Genomic DNA, 18754 nt, shown 5'->3' with positions numbered 1-18754 from the left:
CCGTGCAGGTCTGGCGAACCCTCGAGGAGATCCCCGGCGGCCGCGGCCGCAGCGTCGTCGTCATCGGCAACTTCGACGGCGTCCACCGTGGCCACCGCACGGTCATCGACCGGGCCAGGGCGCTCGCCGACCGTGACGGCCACGAGGTCGTCGCCGTCACCTTCGACCCCCACCCGATGGCGGTGCTGCGACCCGAGCACGCCCCGTCCGCGCTCACGACGCTCGAGGACCGGGCCGTCCTGCTCCGGGAGGCCGGGGTCGACCACGTCTTCGCGCTTCCCTTCTCGCGCGACATCGCGGCCTGGTCGCCCGAGGAGTTCGTCGACCGCGTGCTCGTCGGTGCGCTCCACGCCTCCACCGTCGTCGTCGGCGCGAACTTCCGCTTCGGGAGCCGCGCGTCCGGCGACGTGGCGACCCTCGTCGAGGCCGGCGCCACCCGCGACTTCGTCGCCGACGGAGTCGAGCTCGACGGCGGGCCGCAGGTCTGGTCCTCGACCTACGTCCGCACCTGCCTCACCGCCGGCGACGTGGCCGGCGCGGCCGAGGCCCTGGGCCGACCGTTCGCCGTGAGCGGCGTCGTCGTCGAGGGGGACCGCCGCGGCCGCGAGCTCGGCTACCCGACCGCCAACGTCCCGATCCGCAGCGGCAGCGCCGCCCCTGCCGACGGCGTCTACGCCGGGTGGCTGACCCGCCGTGACACCGGCGACCGGTTCCCGGCCGCGATCAGCGTCGGCACCAACCCGACCTTCGCGGGCGACCGCGAGCGCCGGGTCGAGGCCTACGCGCTCGACCGCGACGACCTCGAGCTCTACGGCGTCGAGGTCGAGGTCGCCTTCGTCGACCGGATCAGGGGCATGGTGCGCTTCGACGGCATCGAGCCGCTGCTGGAGACGATGGCCGACGACGTACGCCGCACCCGCGAGCTGCTGGAGGGCTGATGCGCGACCGGGCCTGGCGCCGGGACATCGAGCCGTGGTTCGTCCGCAACGGGCTGCCCTACTTCGTGCCCTCCGAGCGCGCGCTCGCACGGGCAGCGCTCCGACCGCGGCGGACGGTCCCGGTGATGCTGCTCGTCGCCGTCGCGGCCGTCGGGGGAGCGGTGGGTCTGACGTGGCTCACGGGGCAGGCGTCCTTCGCGCCCGCCACGCTCACCTTCCTGGCGGTGCTGGCGGCGCTGTCCTACGGGCTCACGGCCCTGCGGGCCCGGCCGATCCTGGGCTGGGCGCTGCGGCGGACGCGCGCCAGCCTCCGCCAGCTGCTGCCCCTCGTCACCCGTGCCCTGCCGCTGCTCCTGCTCTTCATCACCTTCCTGTTCATCAACGCGGAGGTGTGGGAGCTGTCGGCGAGCCTCGACGGCTCGGTGCTGTGGCTGACGCTGGTGCTCTTCGGCGGCATCGCGGTGCTGTTCCTGCTGGTGAGGCTGCCCGAGGAGGTCGACCGGGTCGACGACGACATCGACGTCGCCCTGGTCCGGCGCGCGGTGCGCGGCACCCCGATCGAGGGGCCGGCCACGGAGATGCTCGACCGGCGGGGGGAGGAGCTGTCGCTGCAGGGCTACGGCGACGTCCCCGGCTTCGAGCGGTGGAACCTGATCCTGGTCCTGCTCGTCACCCAGGTCGCCCAGGTGCTGCTGCTGGCCGTGTCGGTGCTGGTCTTCTTCGTCGTCTTCGGGGGCATCGTCATGACGTCGCAGGTCCAGCAGCACTGGACCGGCGGCACCGTCCACCACCTGCCCTACCTCGACAACCTGTCGGTCGAGCTGCTGCAGGTGTCGGTCTTCCTCGCGGCGTTCTCGGCGCTCTACTTCACCGTCGCGGTGCTGACCGACGAGACCTACAAAGAGCAGTTCTTCAGCGACGTGCTGGCTGAGCTCGAGCGCGCCGTCGGCGTACGCGCCGGCTACCTCGCCCTGCGCGCCGACAGCGACGCCGGCGACGGGTAGTCCGGTTGATTCGTGTCGCGATCGACGACGCGACGAGCACGAATCAACCGGACTACCGCTGCGTCAGGCGTCGAGGTCCTGCTCGACGAGGGCGGCGATGGTGTCGAGCGCGGCCTCGTCGTCGCTCTCGACCTCGACGGTGTCGCCGTTCTTGGCGCCCAGCGTCATGAGCATCAGCGACGAGCTGGCGTCGACGCCGTTGATCGTGACATCGGCGTCGAGCTCACCGGCCTTCTCGGCGATGATGGCGGCGGGGCGGGCGTGGAGGCCGACGGCAGAGCCGACGACGACGGACTTGCTGGGCATGGGTTCCCTCTCCTGTTGGGTGTGGCTGGGTCAGACGGTAGCGACGTCGGTGGTGGTCCTGAAGGCCGTCTTGAGACCGACCACCGCAGCGGTGGCCACGAGCGTGCCGACGACCAGGCTCACGAGGAACCCGAGGATGTTCCCGACGGCGAACAACACGAAGATGCCGCCGTGCGGTGCACGCAGCGTGACGTCGAGCGACATGGCTAGCGCCCCGGTCACGGCCGATCCGGCCATGATCGACGGGATCACGCGCAGCGGGTCGGCGGCGGCGAAGGGGATGGCGCCCTCGGTGATGAAGGAGGCGCCCATCAGCCACGCTGCCTTGCCGTTCTCACGCTCCGGCACGGTGAAGAGTCCGGGCCGCACCACGGTGGCGAGGGCGAGCGCGAGCGGCGGGACCATGCCCGCGAGCATGACGGCAGCCATCACCTTGAGCTCTGGCGCATCGCCGGTCGCGGCCGCGGCGGCACCGAGTCCGGTGGTGGCGAACGCATAGGCCACCTTGTTCAGGGGACCGCCCATGTCGAAGGCCATCATCAGGCCGAGCACGGCCCCGAGCAGGATCGCGAGACCGGGGTTGTTGCTCATGCTGGTGAGGCCGTCCGACAGCGCGCTCATCAGGCTGCCGAGCGGCTTGCCGAGGACGACGACCATGACGAAGCCACTGAGCAGCGTCGCCAGGAGCGGGATCACGAGGACCGGCATCAGTCCACGGGCCCACGAGGGCACCTTCCAGCCCGCGATCCAGTGGGCGACCAAGCCAGCCAGGACGCCTCCGATGATGCCGCCGAGGAACCCGGTCTGCAGCGTGCCGGCGATTGCTCCCATGACGAAGCCGGGAGCGATGCCGGGACGGTCTGCGATGGCGTAGGCGATGTAACCCGCCAGCGCCGGCACGAGGAATCCGAATGCCGCAGCGCCCAGCACGAAGAAGAGGGCGCCGAGGTAGGCGAAGAACGGGCTGCCGAACAGGGCGTGCTCGAGGCCCAGGGCATCCGGGTCGGGGAGGTCGAAGAGCGAGTTGCCGGTGGCGATGTCCCCGCCTGGTCCGGTGATCTCGTAGCCTCCGAAGAGGAACCCGAGCGCGATCAGGAGACCACCAGCCGCCACGAACGGGATCATGTAGGAGACACCGGTCATCAGGACCCGCCGGATCCGGCCGCCCCACGTCTCCTCGGCCGCACCGCCGCCCTCGCTCGCGGCGGCCGATCCCTCGACGCGGGGGGCGTTCGGGTCGTCGGCGTAGCGCAGCGCCTCGGCGATCATCGCGTCCCCGTCGTCGATCGGCCGCTTGACGCCGGAGGAGACGACCGGCTTGCCGGCGAACCGACCGCGGTCGCGCACACCGACGTCGACGGCGAAGATCACGGCGTCGGCCGCGGCGATGACGTCGGGGGAGAGGGGCGTGGAGCCCGCCGACCCCTGGGTCTCGACCTGGAGGTCGACGCCGGCCCGCTCGGCGGCCGCCTCGAGGGCCTCGGCGGCCATGTAGGTGTGGGCGATGCCCGTCGGGCACGCGGTCACGGCGACGAAGCTCCGGCGTCGGCCGGAGTCGGTCGACGCCGCGGCCGGAGCCGGCGCCTCGGCCGGGGCGGCGTGCTTGGGAGCCGCGGCCGCCGGGGCGCCACCCAGGCCGAGCTCGCGGTGGACGAGCTCCACGACGTCCTCGGGGGTCTCGGCCGACCGCAGCGAGTCGGTGAAGGCCGGCTTCACGAGGGCCCGCGCGAGCTGGGTGAGGATCGTCAGGTGGTCGGCGTCGCCGCCGGCGGGAGCCGCGATCAGGAAGGCGAGGTCGGCCGGTCCGTCCTTGGCGCCGAAGTCGACGCCGGGGGAGAGCCGCGCGAAGGCGAGCGTCGGCTCCTCCACGCCGGTGGTGCGGCAGTGGGGGATGGCGATGCCGCCGGGCAGCCCGGTCGCGGAGGTCTCCTCGCGGGCGAAGGCGTCGGCGACCAGCTGGTCGACGTCGGTCGCCCGGCCGGCGTCGCCGACGACGGCGGCAAGGGACCTGATGACGTCCTGCTTGGTGTCGCCGAGCCCGGCGTCGAGCCGGACCAGGTCGGTGGTGATGAGGTCGGACATGGGTGGTGCTCCTCAGGGGAGGTCGGTCACGGAGACCCGGGTGGGGTCGACGTGCTGCGGGGTGGGGATGGTGGTCCCCGGGAGGCCTGCGGCGGCGCTGCCGTAGGCGACGGCGAGGGCGAGACGATCAGCGGGCGGCCGGCCCTCGATGGCCGCCAGCAGGTATCCGAAGAGGCTGGAGTCGCCGGCACCGACGGTGCTGACCACGGTGGTCGGCGGAGGAGCGGCGTGCCACGCCCCGGCCTCGGTGACGAGCACGGCACCCCGGCTGCCCAAGGTGACCAGCACGGTCGCGACCCCGCGGGCGACCAGGTCGCGCGCCGCGGCGGCCGCCGCGACCGGGTCGGCCTCCAGCGCGTCGCCGTCGTGACCGGTGAACGAGGCGAGCTCGTGGCCGTTGGGCTTCATCAGGTGAGGCGCCGCCACGTCGAGGCGGTCGACCAGGGCCTGCAGCGGGGCGTCGCTGGTGTCGACCGCGACGTGGGTGCCGGTGCCGGCCAGCGCGGTCACCAGCTCGGCGTACCACTCCGGCGGTGCACCCGGCGGCAGCGAGCCGGCGAGCACCACCCAGTCACCCGGGGTGGCGCGCAGCCGCAGCGTCTCGGCGACGGCGGCGCGGGTCGCGTCGGTCATCTGGGGGCCGGGGCTGTTGAGCTTGGTCGTGGTGCCGTCCGGCTCGCTGATGGTGATGTTGACGCGGAGGTCGCCCGGGTGGGTGACAGGACGGCAGTCGATGCCGGCGGCGAGGAGCTCGTGGACGAAGGGGTCGTCCTTCGGCGCGGGGAGCACCGCCAGCGTCGGTACGCCGGCCGACACCGACGCGCGCGAGATGTTAACCCCCTTTCCGCCGGCCTGGCTGATGACCGACGCCGCGCGCTGCACCGCACCGCGCTGGAGCGGCTCGGGGAGCGCCACGGTGCGGTCGTGGCTGGGGTTGGCGGTGAGCGTGATGATCATGTGACCACGACCTCGATCCCTGCCTTCTCGAAGGCGCGCTGGTCGGCGGCCTCGATGCCGGCGTCGGTGATGAGCACGTCGACGTCGCCCAGCGAGGCGAACCGCTGGGACGTCTCGACCCCGATCTTCGAGGAGTCGGCGAGCACGACCACCCGGCGGGCCGAGCGTGCGATGGCACGCTTCGTCGCCGCCTCGTCGCGGTCGGGAGTCGTCAGCCCGTGGTCGGTGCTGATCCCGTTGGTGGCCAGGAAGGCGACGTCGGCCCGCAGGTCGTGGAGCGCGGCGACCGTGTCGGAGCCGACCGCGGCGTGGGTCGTGGGCCGCACGCGGCCCGGGAGCAGGTGGAGCTCGATGTGGGGGAGGCCGGCCAGGCGCGCCGCGACCGGGACGGCGTGGGTGACGACGGTCAGCCGGACCTCGCGCGGCAGCACGCCGGCGAGCCGCGAGGTCGTCGACCCGGCGTCGATGACGACGATCGACCCGGTGGGGGGGAGCTGCTGGACTGCGGCCACCGCGATCGCGTCCTTGGCGGCGGTGTTGGCCTGGTCGCGCTCACCGAGGCCGGACTCGATGACCGACAGCGAGCTGGCGGGCACGGCACCGCCGTGGACACGCCGGACCAGGCCGATCCGCTCGAGCGAGGAGAGGTCGCGGCGTACGGTCTCGGTGGTCACCGAGAAGGTGTCGGCCAGCTGGGCCACCGACAGCCGTCCCTGCTGGCCGATCAGCTGGGCCATCGCCTGTTGCCGCTCCTCGGCGTACATGCGCATCCTCCAGCAGTGGTCGTCGGGCCGGCACATCTGTGCATATGTGGTTTTACGTCCGAATGTGTTGACTGTCAAGGGGGGCGCGCGGGTAACTTGTGGTCATGGCCACACTCACCGGCACCCCTGTCGTCCCCGGCATCGCCTACGGGCCGGTGCTCGTCGCCCGTACGGACGTCTCCCCTGACGCCATCGCCGCCTACGACGGCTCCGACCTGACCGAGCCGCAGGCGCTCGAGCGCTACGACGAGGTGGCCGGCAAGGTCGCCGACGGCTTCGCGGCGAAGGCCGCCGCTGCGTCGGGAGCGGCCGCGGAGGTGCTCACCGCCTCGGCGGGGCTGGCCCGCGACAAGGGGCTGCGCGGCGCGGTCGCCAAGCAGCTCAAGGCGGGCGACGACCTGCTCGCCTCCGTGCAGGCGGCCGTCGAGTCCTTCGTCACGATCTTCACCGGCATGGGTGGGCTGATGGCCGAGCGCGTCACCGACCTGCGTGACATCGAGCGACGCATGGTCGCCCGGCTCGTCGGCGAGCCCGAGCCCGGCGTCCCGGTGCCCGAGGAGCCGTCGGTCCTGGTCGCGGCGGACCTCGCCCCCGCCGACACGGCGGGTCTCGACCCGTCGGTCGTGCTGGCGCTGGTGACCGAGCGCGGCGGACCGACCAGCCACACCGCGATCATCGCCCGCCAGCTCGGGATCCCCTGCGTCGTCGGCACGGCCGGTGCCCTCGAGCTCGAGACGGGCGGGACCGTGCTGGTCGACGGCACCTCCGGCGTCGTCGAGGTCGACCCCGACCCCGAGGAGTCGCAGCGCCGCGTCGCGGCCGACGCCGAGGAGCGCGCCGCCCTCGCGTCCTGGTCGGGGCCGGGAGCCACGGCCGACGGCAAGCCCGTGCGGGTGCTGGCCAACGTCGCCGACGGAGAGTCGGCCCGCTCGGCCGCCGGCCAGGCGCCCGTCGAGGGCGTCGGCCTCTTCCGGACCGAGCTCAGCTTCCTCGGTCGCAAGGACGAGCCGTCGGTCGACGACCAGGCCGCGATCTACAGCGAGGTGCTCGAGGCGTTCAAGGGTGCCGGCCCGGGGGACCGGGAGCGCTACGTCGTGATCCGCACCCTCGATGCCGGGTCGGACAAGCCGCTCGCGTTCGCCAACATGCTCGACGAGGAGAACCCGGCGCTCGGCGTCCGCGGGCTCCGGCTCTCCTTCGACAACCCCGGGTTGCTCGACCGCCAGCTCGACGCGATCGCCGCCGCGGCGCGCGCCACGGGCACCGAGACCTGGGTCATGGCGCCCATGGTGGCGACCGTCGCCGAGGCCGAGGCCTTCGGCCAGGAGGTCCGCGACCGCGGCCTCAAGGCGGGCGTGATGATCGAGGTGCCGAGCGCCGCGCTGCTGGCCCACCGGATGCTGGAGGTCGTCGACTTCCTCTCGATCGGCACCAACGACCTCACCCAGTACACGATGGCCGCCGACCGCATGGCCACCGACCTCGCCCACCTCACCGACGCCTGGCAGCCGGCCGTGCTCCAGCTGATCGCGATCACCGCCGAGGCCGGTCGTCAGGCCGGCAAGTCGGTCGGGGTCTGCGGCGAGGCCGCCGCCGACCCGCTGCTCGCCTGCGCGCTCGTCGGCATGGGCATCACGTCGCTCTCGATGGCCGCGGCCGCCGTGCGCCCCGTCGGCGCCCAGCTCGGCCGGGTCACCTTCGACCAGTGCGAGGACGCCGCCGAGGCCGCCCTCGCCGCCCACGACCCGATGGCGGCCCGCGAGGCCGTGCGTGCTGTCCTGCAGCCCTGAGCCCCCTTCTGACCACCACGACCCCGCACCCCTCGGAGGAAGCATGACGTCAGCGTTCGACCACTACCGGGCCGCCGACGGCGACCTGCCCGACCAGAGCTGGGCCTGGAACCTCTGGGGCGCGGGTGAGGACAACCTGGGCAAGGACGGCGGCCCGGAGCTGGTCCCCGTCCCCGAGCCTGATGCCGACCACATGCTCGTGCGCATCGACAGCGTGGGCCTGTGCTTCTCGGACGTGAAGATCATGCGCCAGGGCGGCAGTCACCCCAAGCTCTACAACCGCGACCTCGCCACGGATCCGACCCGGCTGGGTCACGAGGTGAGCCTCACGGTCATCGAGGTGGGTGAGAACCTGCAGGACCGCTACCACGCCGGCCAGCGGCTCGCCGTCCAGCCCGACATCTACCAGGACGGCACCAGCACGGCCTACGGCTACACCATCCCCGGCGGGCTCATCCAGTACCACCTGATGGGCACGGAGATGCTCGACACCGACGACGGCGCCTGCCTGCTGCCGCTCCCCGACTCGATGGGCTACGCAGAGGCCTCCACGCTGGAGCCCTGGGGATGCGTGATGGCCGCCTACACCCAGCGCCGCCGCCTCGAGCCCAAGGCCGACGGGACCATGTGGATCCTCGGCCGGCCCGGCGACGAGCGGGACTACGACTTCTCGGCCGGGCTCGACGCGCCGGGCACGATCGTGCTGACCGACGTGCCCGCCTCGGTGAGGGCGCTGGTGGAGTGCACGTCGGCCGAGATCGTCGTGCGCGACGGGCTCGGCGTCGACGAATACCAGGGGCTGGTGGACGAGCTGACCGACGGTGCCGGCTTCGACGACATCGTGATGCTCGATCCCCGGTCGGCGGCGACGGCCGGTGCCGTGGCGACGCACATCGCCCGACGGGGAACGATGAACCTCGTCGGCGAGACCGCGCTGGACGGGCTGGTGGACCTGGACGTGGGGCGCCTGCACTACGACTACACCGCCTACCTCGGCGGCCGGGGCCCCGACATCGCCGCGTCGTACGGCGAGGCGCGCAACCGCTGCGACCTCCGTCCGCAGGGCGTCACGGTCTTCGTGGGCGCCGGCGGTCCCATGGGGCTGATGCACGTCCAGCGGGCCATCCAGCAGCCCGACGGCCCCCGCACGATCGTCGCCACGGAGGTGAGCGACGAGCGGCTCAAGAGCCTCGAGGACCGTCTGGCCCACCTGGCGGAGAGCAACGACTGCGAGCTGATCACCTTCAACTCCGCGACCTCGGAGGTGTCGCTGCGTGACTTCGTCCTGGAGATCACCGACGGCCAGGGCGCCGACGACGTGGTGGTCAGCGTCCCCATCTCTCCGGTGATGGCCGAGGCCGACACGTTGATGCGGTCCGACGGCATGCTCGTCTTCTTCGCCGGCGTCCCCAACGGCACGCTCGCACCGATGAACCTGAGCGCGGTCTACCTGGACAACGCGCAGTACACCGGCACCTCGGGGCTGACCATCCACGACCAGCAGCAGGTGGTCGACCTGGCCACCCAGGGAGCGCTCTCCCCGGGATCCATCGTGGGCGCCGTCGGCGGCATGCGGGCGGTCAGGGACGGCCTCCAGGCCCTCGTCGAGGGCCGCTACTCCGGCAAGGTCCTGATCTTCCCGCAGATCCACGACCTCCCCCTCACGGGGCTGGACGAGCTCGCGGACACGATGCCGGAGGTGGCGGCCGCGCTCGGCCCCGGTGACACGTGGAACAGCGAGGCGGAGCGGGCCTTCTTCGACAGCCAGCTGAGCGGCTGACCCGAGCTCGCTCTGCGCGAGGGAGCCAAAGCCAAGCATTCGGACACAAAATGTGTGCCCGAATGCTTGGCAATGGGCCCGCTTGTGAGGTTTACTGCCTGACAGAGCGTGTGATCGGAGTCACGGGACACCAGTCGCGGGGTATCGGTCACAAAGGAAAATCCGGAGGAAACACATGTCCACCACCACCGCAGCGGACTCGCGCACCGGCGCGCGGGTGAAGGTGCAGCAGTTCGGGACGTTCCTGTCCAACATGGTCATGCCCAACATCGGCGCGTTCATCGCGTGGGGCTTCATCACCGCCCTCTTCATCGAGGTCGGCTGGCTGCCCAAGCTCGGGATCGGCGACGCGGCCGACAGCTGGGTCGCCCAGCTCGGCGGCTGGGGCGACTACGCGGGCGGCGGCATCGTCGGCCCGATGATCACCTACCTGTTGCCGATCCTCATCGGCTACACGGGTGGCTACAACCTCTACAAGACCCGCGGCGGCGTCGTCGGTGCGATCGCGACCATGGGGGCGATCGCGGGTGCCGGCGTGCCGATGTTCATGGGCGCCATGGTGATGGGGCCGCTCGGCGGCTGGTCGATGAAGAAGATCGACGCGATCTGGGACGGCAAGATCCGCCCCGGCTTCGAGATGCTGGTCAACAACTTCTCCGCCGGCATCTGGGGCCTGATCCTGGCCGTCTTCGGCTTCTTCGTGACGGCCAACCTGGTCGAGCGCGTCGCCGGCTGGCTCGGCAACGGCGTCGACTACCTGGTGTCGAACAACCTGCTCCCGTTCACCTCGGTCATCATCGAGCCGGCGAAGGTGCTGTTCCTCAACAACGCCCTCAACCACGGGGTGCTGACCCCGCTCGGCCTCGCGGAGGCCAAGGAGACCGGCCAGTCGGTGCTGTTCCTGCTCGAGGCCAACCCGGCCGCCGGTGCGGGCCTGCTCCTGGCCTTCATGGTCTTCGGCAAGGGTGCGGCCAAGGCCTCCGCCCCGGGCGCGTTCATCATCCACTTCTTCGGTGGCATCCACGAGATCTACTTCCCCTACGTGCTGATGAAGCCCAAGCTGATCCTCGCGATGATCGCGGGTGGCTTCACGCAGATCCTGATCAACGTCATCTTCGACACCGGGCTCCGCGCTCCGGCGGCCCCGGGGTCGATCATCGCGGTCTACGCCAACACCGCCGACGGGTCCTTCGTCGGGGTGACGCTGTCGGTCATCGGTGGTGCCGCAGCCACCTTCGCCGTGGCGGCCGTGCTGCTGAAGTTCGACAAGACCGACGAGGCCGGTGACCTCACCGCCGCCACCTCGTCCATGGAGTCGATGAAGGGCCGTTCCTCGGTCGCCTCCTCGGTCCTCGCCGGTGGCGGCGCCGCCACCGCGGTGGCGACGGGTCGCATCACCAACATCGTCTTCGCCTGCGACGCGGGCATGGGCTCCTCCGCGATGGGCGCATCCGTGCTGCGCAAGAAGATCCAGGGCTCCGGCCACGACGAGGTGACGGTCGTCAACAAGGCGATCGCCAACCTGACCGACGACGTCGACCTGGTGGTCACGCACCAGGACCTGACGGCGCGGGCGCAGCGGCAGGCCCCGTCGGCGGTCCACGTGTCGGTGGACAACTTCATGGCGAGCCCGAAGTATGACGAGATCGTCGACATGGTCCAGCAGGCCAACGGCGACAAGTCCTGACCGACCCGAGGAATCGACCACACGGAGGAGACACGGAGTGAGTGACCAGGTGCTGTCAGAGGAGTCGATCGTGCTCGACGGGTCCGCGAGGACGCGCGACGAGGCGATCACCGAGGCGGGGCGGCTGCTCGTCGCCGCCGGCGCGGTCGACGACTCCTACGTCGATGCCATGCACGAGCGCGAGACCTCGGTCTCGACCTACATGGGGAACGGGCTCGCGATCCCCCATGGCACCAACGAGGCCAAGCCGTCGATCAAGCGGACCGCGATCTCCTTCGTGCGCTACGCCGACCCGGTCGACTGGAAGGGCCAGCCTGCCGAGTTCGTGGTGGGGATCGCCGGCGCTGGCGACGACCACCTGACGGTGCTCTCCGCCCTGGCGGGGATCTTCACCGACGACGACGCCATCGCGCGGCTGCGCAGTGCCTCGGCCCCCGCCGACGTGCTCGCCGCGCTGGGCGAGGTGAGCGCCTGACCGCACCCCCGGTGAGCCGGGCCCCCGCGACGCCCCCCGTCGTCGCGGAGGCCCGGTTCGTGCGTCAGAGGGGAGTGACGGTGACCGGGACACCGTTGAGGGCGGCGTTGCCGGAGACGTCGAGCCGCTCGGGGTCGGTGAGGTCGTTGACGCTCACGCCCGGGACCCGCGCCGCCCCCGCCATCCGGGTGCCGGGGACCTGGTGGCCGTAGCCGTGGGGGAGCGAGACCACGCCTCGCATCACCTCATCGCTCAGGCGCGCCTCGACCTCCACCGATCCGACCCGGGACACCACGCGGACCCGGACCCCGTCGGCCACCCCGCAGGACGCGCCGTCGTCGGGGTGCATCAGCAGCTGGTGGCGCTGCCGGCCCCGGGTCAGCCGGTCGAGGTTGTGGAGCCAGGAGTTGTTGTCGCGCTGGTGGCGCCGGCCGATCAGGAGCAGTCCCTCGGGGGGCTCGGCCAGCTCGCGGCGTACGCGCTCGAGGTCGGTGAGCAGCAGTGGCTGGGCGAGGTCGATGCGACGGTCGCCGGTCCGGAGCCGGTCCGGCAGCGTGGGGCGCAGCGGCCCGAGATCGACGCCCTCGGGCCGTTTGCGGAGCTCGGTGATGGTGGTGCGACCGCCACGGCGCAGCAACGTCCCGATGGCGAACGTGGGGCTGATGGTGAGTCGCAGGCGTTGCTGGACCCGCTGCTTCAGCGACGGCTGGCGCTCGAGACGTCCCGCGATCCGCAGCGCCAGGTCGCGGAAGATCTCCCAGTCGTGGCGCGCGTCGCGCGGCTTGTCGACGACCGCCGGGGTGAACCGTGCGGTGTTCCGGACGGCCAGCCCGTGGAACACGATGTCGTAGTGGTCGCGCTCGAGGATCGTGGTCGGCGGCAGCACGACGTCGGCGTGGCGCGTGGTCTCGTTGAGGTAGATGTCCACCGCGACCATGAAGTCGAGTGAGTCGAGCGCGGCGGCGAGCCGCCGTCCGTCGGGCGTCGACAGCACGGGGTTGCCGGCGATCGTGAGCATCGCGCGCACCTGGCCGTCGCCCGGGGTCTCGATCTCCTCGCTGAGCACCGCGACCGGCAGCTCCCCGCCGACCTCGGGGGCGTCGCGCACCCGGCTGCGGTAGAGGTCGTGGTGCCCGCGACCGATCAGGCCGGTGGTGACGAAATCGATGGCCGGCTCGGTGAAGAGGACGCCGCCCTCGCGGTCGAGGTTGCCGGTGAGGGCGTTGAGGCAGCCGATCGCCCACTGGCAGACCGAGCCGAAGCCCTGGGTCGACAGCCCCAGCCGTCCGTACGCCGCCGCGCCGTCGGCGGCGACGTACTCACGCGTCAGGCGGCGGATCGTCTCGGCCGGGACGCCGCTGATCCGCTCGGCCCACTCCGGGGTGAAGTCCAGGACCGCCGTGCGCACCGCGTCCACGCCGTCGACGTAGGCCGCCGGCCGGACCGCGCCCTCGAGCTCGAACAGCTCGCGGACCATCGCCAGCAGGACGACCGCGTCGGTGCCGGGCCTCACGAACACGTGCTCGTCCGCGACCTTCGCGGTCTCGGTCCGACGGGGGTCGACGACGACCATCCGGCCGCCGCGGGCCTTGAGGTCGCGCAGCCGCTGCGGGAAGTCCGGCACGGTCATCAGGGAGCCGTTGGAGGCCATCGGGTTGGCGCCGAGCACGAGGAAGAACGACGTCCGGTCGATGTCGGGGATCGGCAGCAGCAGCTGGTGGCCGTAGAGGAGGTGGGCGACGAGCTGGTGGGGGACCTGGTCGACCGAGCTCGCGCTGAACCGGTTGCGGGTGCGCAGCGACTTCACCATCGCGACGCCGTGGGTCGCGAAGCCGAGGGAGTGGGCGTTGGGGTTGCCGAGGTAGACGCCCACGGCGTCCGGTCCGTGCCGGTCGATCGTCGAGGCGAGCCGGTCGGCGACCAGGTCGAGGGCCTCGTCCCAGCCGATCTCCTCCCACTCGGCCTCGTCGGTGGTCGAGCCTGTCGAGCGTCGTCCTGAGCCTGTCGAAGGGACCCGGCGTACGGGACGGCGCAGCCGGTCCGGGTCGTGGTGGAGGTCGCCCAGGGACACGCCCTTGGGGCAGATGTGGCCGCGGGACAGGGGGTCGTCGGGGTTGCCGCGCACCTCCACCACCCGGTCGTCCTCGAGGGTGATCCGCAGTCCGCAGATCGCCTCGCAGAGGTTGCAGACGCCGATCTTCTCGGTCCGGTTCGTCACGCGCTGCATGCTGCCACCCGCGCCGCAGCGGCGACAGGAGGCGTCCTCACCCTTTCGGGTGCTGACGGCGCGGATCCTCGCAGGAGTGGTCCGTGACCGTTAGCGTGCCGGGCGTCCCGGTCACCGAGGACCGGGCGACGAGAGGAGCACGACCATGGGTTACGGAGGTGGCATCGGCCTGATCGTCATCGGGCTGATCCTGGCGCTGGGTGTCAACGAGGAGACGGTCGGACCGGTCAACGTCGGCATGATCGGCTGGATCCTGGTCCTGGGTGGTGTCGTGCTGCTCGTGCTCGCGATCGCGCAGAACAACAGCAAGCGCACGCACACGACGACGGCGACGACCACCCACGCCGACGGCACGCAGACGACGCAGCAGCGCTCGACCGAGCGGCAGGACCCGCCGCCGGCCGTCTGACCGACCGGCGGGAACACCGCACGTGCCGGAGCCGGCTCCCGTTGATTTCGGGAGCCGGCTCCGCCGTTGGTAACCTCCTCCGGATGCCGTGCAACGGCCGCGGACCTGTAGTGCCCGGGTGGACATGCCCCGGCGCGCCGCGCAACGAGAACCCGAAGGAGCCCCCATGTCGATCGGTACCGACGCGGAGACCAAGAAGAAGATCATCGCCGAGTACGCCACCGTGGAGGGCGACACCGGTTCGCCCGAGGTCCAGGTCGCGCTGCTGAGCCACCGGATCAGCCACCTGACCGAGCACCTCAAGCAGCACAAGCACGACCACCACAGCCGCCGCGGGCTGCTGCTCCTCGTGGGCCAGCGCCGCCGCCTGCTCAACTACCTGCGCGACACCGACATCGAGCGCTACCGCTCGCTGGTCGAGCGCCTCGGTCTGCGCCGCTGACGTGAGGATGGAGGGTCTGCCCGAGGGGCAGGCCCTCCTTCTGCATCAGGCGCGCTAGATTGCACAACTGAACACCAGAGAATCCATCCAAGGAGCGATCCGCTCGCGTCGGCCCGGTCCTCGGTAGTGGCTCTCAGATCCGGACCCCTCGGTCCGGTTGCTGCGGGCCTCGATCGAAGACCGGCCGCCCAGCACCTGACACTGGGCGCGGGTCAACCCGCGGGATCGCTCCGCACACAGAAAGTGGAGACCACTCTCCATGTCTGAACCCACCATCTCCGCCGTCGAGACCGTTCTCGACAACGGCAAGTTCGGCACCCGTACCGTCAAGTTCGAGACCGGGCTGCTCGCCCGCCAGGCCGCCGGTTCGGTGACCGCCTACCTCGACGACGACACGATGCTGCTCTCGGCGACCACCGCCGGCAAGCACCCCAAGGACCACTTCGACTTCTTCCCGCTGACGATCGACGTCGAGGAGCGGATGTACGCCGCGGGCCAGATCCCCGGCTCGTTCTTCCGCTCCGAGGGCCGTCCGGGCGAGGACGCGATCCTCACCTGCCGCCTCATCGACCGCCCGCTGCGCCCGACCTTCAAGAAGGGCCTGCGCAACGAGGTCCAGGTCGTCATCACCGTCCTCGCGCTCAACCCCGACGCCCCCTACGACGTGCTCGCGATCAACGCCGCGTCGATGTCGACCCAGCTCTCCGGCCTGCCGTTCTCCGGCCCGGTCGGCGGCGTCCGCGTCGCCCTCATCGAGGGCCAGTGGGTCGCCTTCCCGTCGCACAGCCAGCTCGAGAACGCCGTCTTCGACATGGTCGTCGCCGGTCGCGTGACCGAGACCGGTGACGTCGCGATCATGATGGTCGAGGCCGAGGCGCCCGAGCAGGCCTGGAACCTGATCCAGAGCGGCGCCAAGGCGCCGAACGAGGAGCTCGTGGCCAGCGGCCTCGACGCCGCCAAGCCCTTCATCAAGCAGCTCGTCGAGGCCCAGGTCGAGCTCGCCAACGTCGCCGCCAAGCCGGTCCAGGAGTTCCCGGTCTTCCTCGACTTCGAGGACGACGTCCACGCCGCCGTCGAGTCGGCCGTGAAGTCCGACCTGCAGGCCGCCATGACCATCGGTGACAAGCAGGAGCGCGAGGCGAAGACCGACGAGCTGAAGGCTGGCCTCCTGGAGAAGCTGGCCGAGCAGTTCGAGGGTCGCGAGAAGGAGATCGGCGCGGCCTTCCGCGCGGTCAACAAGGAGGTCGTGCGCGAGCGCGTCCTGCGCGACAAGGTCCGCATCGACGGCCGTGGCCTCGCCGACATCCGGCCGCTGCACGCCGAGGTCGGCCTGCTCCCGCGCGTCCACGGCTCCTCCCTGTTCGAGCGTGGCGAGACCCAGATCATGGGCGTCACCACCCTCGACATGCTCAAGATGGAGCAGCAGCTCGACACGCTGAGCCCGGAGAAGCACCGTCGCTACATGCACAAGTACGTCTTCCCGCCGTTCTCCACCGGCGAGACCGGTCGCGTCGGCTCGCCGAAGCGCCGCGAGGTCGGCCACGGTGCGCTCGCCCGCCGGGCGCTGCTGCCGGTGCTGCCCAGCCGCGAGGAGTTCCCCTACGCCATCCGCCAGCTGTCGGAGGCCATGGGCTCCAACGGCTCCACCTCGATGGGTTCGGTCTGTGCCTCGACGATGTCGCTGCTCCACGCCGGTGTGCCGCTCAAGGCGGCCGTCGCGGGCATCGCGATGGGCCTCATCTCCGGTGAGGTCGACGGGCAGACCCAGTACGTCGCGCTCACCGACATCCTCGGTGCCGAGGACGCGTTCGGCGACATGGACTTCAAGGTCGCCGGCACCCGCGAGTTCGTCACCGCGCTCCAGCTCGACACCAAGCTCGACGGCATCCCCGCCGAGGTCCTCGCCTCGGCGCTGACCCAGGCCAAGGACGCCCGCCTGGCGATCCTCGACGTCATGGCCGAGGCCATCGACGCCCCCGAGGAGATGTCGGTCCACGCGCCGCGCATCATCACCGTGACCGTGCCGGTCGACAAGATCGGCGAGGTCATCGGCCCCAAGGGCAAGGTCATCAACCAGATCCAGGACGACACCGGCGCAACGCTGTCGATCGAGGACGACGGCACCGTCTACATCGGTGCCACCAACGGCGAGGCTGCCGAGGCCGCCCGCGCCGCCGTCAACGCGATCGCCAACCCGACGATGCCCGAGGTCGGCGAGCGCTACCTCGGCACCGTCGTGAAGACCACCAACTTCGGTGCCTTCGTGTCGCTGCTCCCGGGCAAGGACGGCCTGCTCCACATCAGCAAGCTCCGCTCGCTGGCCGGTGGCAAGCGCGTCGACGCCGTCGAGGACGTCGTCTCGGTGGGCCAGAAGCTCCAGGTCCAGATCGCCGAGATCGACGACCGCGGCAAGCTGTCGCTGGTCCCCGTCGTCGAGGAGTCCAGCGACTCCGCGGACGAGGCGGGCGCGGACGAGTCCGAGTGAACTCTCGCACCACACGGCCGACCGGCCAGCAGCGTCACGCTGCTGGCCGGTTGTCCGTTGACCAGAAGATCGGTGCGACCCGCACCCTCGAGACCGTGAGGAACGACGACGGTGTCGTGACCGGTCGCGTGCGGCGTACGGTCCTGCCGGGCGGGCTGCGGGTCATCACCGAGCACATCCCCGGCGTGCGCTCGGCGAGCGTCGGGGTCTGGGTCGGCGTCGGCTCACGCGACGAGACGCCGGCCCTCCACGGCTGCTCCCACTTCCTCGAGCACCTGCTCTTCAAGGGCACGAGCAGCCGGTCGGCGATGGACATCTCGGTCGCGCTCGACGCGGTCGGCGGCGAGTTCAACGCCTTCACCGCCAAGGAGTACACCTGCTTCCACGCGCGGGTGCTCGACGACGACCTGCCGCTCGCGGTCGACGTGCTCGGCGACATGGTCACCGACTCACGGCTCGCCCCCGAGGACGTCGAGGCCGAGCGCGACGTGATCCTCGACGAGATCGCGATGCACGACGACGACCCCGACGACGTCGTCCACAACCTGTTCGCCGAGCAGGCCTGGGGCGACAGCCCGCTGGGCCGGCCGATCGCGGGCACGACGTCCTCGATCGAGGCGCTGAGCCGCGACCAGGTCGCGCGTTTCTACAAGCGTCACTACCGGCCCGCCAACCTCGTGGTTGCCGCCGCGGGCAACCTCGACCACAACGCGGTCGTCCGGCTGGTCCGCACGGCGTTCGGCCGCAACGGGTTCCTCAACCGCGACGAGACGCCGGTCGTGCCCCCGCACTCCAGCCGCGTACGCCGGGTCCACCCCGGCACGAGCACGGTCATGCGGCCCTTCGAGCAGGTCAACCTCGTGCTCGGCGTCAACGGCTTCACCCGCCACGACGAGCGGCGCTACGCGCTCGGCGTCCTCAACACCGCGCTCGGCGGTGGGACCTCCTCGCGGCTGTTCCAGGAGGTGCGCGAGCACCGCGGCCTGGCCTACAGCGTCTACAGCTTCGGCTCCCACCACCACGACGCAGGCCTGGTCGGCGTCGCCGTGGGCTGCCTGCCCCACCGCGTCGACGACGTCCTCGCGACCGTCCGGGCCGAGCTCGCCGCTGTCGCGGCCGACGGCATCACCGACGAGGAGCTCGAGCGCGGCAAGGGCCAGCTGCGCGGGGGACTGGTGCTGGGGCTGGAGGACTCCGGTGCCCGGATGTCACGCCTGGGCAAGGCGGAGCTGATCTACGACGAGCTGATCCCCATCGACGAGGTGATCGCGCGGATCGACGCGGTCACCGCCGACGACGTGCGTACGGTCGCCCGTGCGCTGTTCACCCAGCCCGAGATCCTGGCGGTCGTGGGCCCGTCCTGAGGCCGACCGGGCACTTGCAGGCCCTGGAACAGCATCGACCGGGC

Annotated in this window: 15 protein-coding genes; 10 read left to right on the top strand and 5 right to left on the bottom strand. The window is 71.4% G+C overall.

Annotated elements, in window-relative coordinates; genetic code table 11:
* Positions 1 to 2 precede the first annotated feature (2 nt).
* Positions 3 to 938: a bifunctional riboflavin kinase/FAD synthetase gene (locus ABD091_RS02235; RefSeq protein ID WP_343915500.1), complete on the top strand. Its 936-nt coding sequence runs from the start codon at positions 3 to 5 to the stop codon at positions 936 to 938.
* Positions 938 to 1942, top strand: coding sequence for a hypothetical protein (locus ABD091_RS02230; protein WP_343915499.1), 1005 nt, complete (start codon positions 938 to 940; stop codon positions 1940 to 1942). The genes ABD091_RS02235 and ABD091_RS02230 overlap by 1 nt, the downstream gene beginning before the upstream one ends.
* Positions 1943 to 2005: 63 nt before the next feature.
* Here the strand turns inward: ABD091_RS02230 and ABD091_RS02225 are convergent, their stop codons facing one another.
* The 4 genes from ABD091_RS02225 to ABD091_RS02210 are packed head-to-tail and all read right to left on the bottom strand — an operon-like array spanning position 2006 to position 6051.
* A complete protein-coding gene (locus tag ABD091_RS02225; RefSeq protein WP_343915497.1) occupies positions 2006 to 2248 on the bottom strand; it encodes an HPr family phosphocarrier protein in 243 nt (80 codons plus the stop codon).
* Between the two features lie 30 nt (positions 2249 to 2278).
* Positions 2279 to 4330, bottom strand: coding sequence for a PTS fructose transporter subunit IIABC (locus tag ABD091_RS02220; RefSeq protein WP_343915496.1), 2052 nt, complete (start codon positions 4328 to 4330; stop codon positions 2279 to 2281).
* Positions 4331 to 4342: 12 nt separating this feature from the next.
* Positions 4343 to 5287: a 1-phosphofructokinase family hexose kinase gene (locus ABD091_RS02215; RefSeq protein WP_343915495.1), complete on the bottom strand. Its 945-nt coding sequence runs from the start codon at positions 5285 to 5287 to the stop codon at positions 4343 to 4345.
* The gene (locus tag ABD091_RS02210; RefSeq protein WP_343915494.1) at positions 5284 to 6051 is read right to left on the bottom strand and encodes a DeoR/GlpR family DNA-binding transcription regulator; all 768 of its coding nucleotides are present in this window, start codon (positions 6049 to 6051) and stop codon (positions 5284 to 5286) included. Before ABD091_RS02210 ends, ABD091_RS02215 begins: the two co-directional genes overlap by 4 nt.
* Positions 6052 to 6155: 104 nt before the next feature.
* Here ABD091_RS02210 and ptsP point away from each other — a divergent pair, with 104 nt between their 5' ends.
* The 4 genes from ptsP to ABD091_RS02190 all read left to right on the top strand — a co-directional run bounded on the left by ptsP (position 6156) and on the right by ABD091_RS02190 (position 11783).
* Positions 6156 to 7841 carry a phosphoenolpyruvate--protein phosphotransferase gene (gene ptsP / locus ABD091_RS02205; protein WP_343915493.1) on the top strand — a complete coding sequence of 562 codons (1686 nt, stop codon included), beginning with the start codon at positions 6156 to 6158 and terminating at the stop codon, positions 7839 to 7841.
* 43 nt (positions 7842 to 7884) lie between these two features.
* Positions 7885 to 9621 carry an alcohol dehydrogenase catalytic domain-containing protein gene (locus ABD091_RS02200; protein WP_343915492.1) on the top strand — a complete coding sequence of 579 codons (1737 nt, stop codon included), beginning with the start codon at positions 7885 to 7887 and terminating at the stop codon, positions 9619 to 9621.
* Between the two features lie 175 nt (positions 9622 to 9796).
* The gene (locus tag ABD091_RS02195; RefSeq protein WP_343915491.1) at positions 9797 to 11308 is read left to right on the top strand and encodes a PTS mannitol transporter subunit IIBC; all 1512 of its coding nucleotides are present in this window, start codon (positions 9797 to 9799) and stop codon (positions 11306 to 11308) included.
* Positions 11309 to 11345: 37 nt separating this feature from the next.
* A complete protein-coding gene (locus ABD091_RS02190) occupies positions 11346 to 11783 on the top strand; it encodes a PTS mannitol transporter subunit IIA (RefSeq protein WP_343915490.1) in 438 nt (145 codons plus the stop codon).
* A 64-nt stretch (positions 11784 to 11847) separates the two neighbouring features.
* Here ABD091_RS02190 and ABD091_RS02185 read toward each other — a convergent pair whose 3' ends face one another.
* Positions 11848 to 14001 carry a molybdopterin-dependent oxidoreductase gene (locus ABD091_RS02185; RefSeq protein WP_343915489.1) on the bottom strand — a complete coding sequence of 718 codons (2154 nt, stop codon included), beginning with the start codon at positions 13999 to 14001 and terminating at the stop codon, positions 11848 to 11850.
* Between the two features lie 154 nt (positions 14002 to 14155).
* Between ABD091_RS02185 and ABD091_RS02180 the strand changes: the two genes are divergently transcribed.
* The 4 genes from ABD091_RS02180 to ABD091_RS02165 all read left to right on the top strand — a co-directional run bounded on the left by ABD091_RS02180 (position 14156) and on the right by ABD091_RS02165 (position 18710).
* Entirely contained in the window at positions 14156 to 14419 is a 264-nt protein-coding gene (locus ABD091_RS02180) for a DUF6458 family protein (protein ID WP_343915488.1), read from the top strand.
* A 166-nt stretch (positions 14420 to 14585) separates the two neighbouring features.
* A complete protein-coding gene (rpsO, locus tag ABD091_RS02175; protein ID WP_343915487.1) occupies positions 14586 to 14861 on the top strand; it encodes a 30S ribosomal protein S15 in 276 nt (91 codons plus the stop codon).
* 259 nt (positions 14862 to 15120) lie between these two features.
* Positions 15121 to 17346 (top strand): polyribonucleotide nucleotidyltransferase, encoded by a 2226-nt coding sequence (locus ABD091_RS02170; RefSeq protein ID WP_343915486.1) that lies wholly within the window; start codon positions 15121 to 15123, stop codon positions 17344 to 17346.
* A 95-nt stretch (positions 17347 to 17441) separates the two neighbouring features.
* Complete coding sequence (locus ABD091_RS02165; RefSeq protein WP_343915485.1) at positions 17442 to 18710, top strand: M16 family metallopeptidase; 1269 nt, start codon at positions 17442 to 17444, stop codon at positions 18708 to 18710.
* Positions 18711 to 18754: the final 44 nt, after the last annotated feature.

Origin of the sequence: Nocardioides aestuarii (assembly GCF_039527245.1) — a bacterium.
Lineage (GTDB): Bacteria > Actinomycetota > Actinomycetes > Propionibacteriales > Nocardioidaceae > Nocardioides > Nocardioides aestuarii.
The sequence above is the reverse complement of the archived record's forward strand: the minus strand, read 5'-3'. Positions and strand labels throughout refer to the sequence as shown.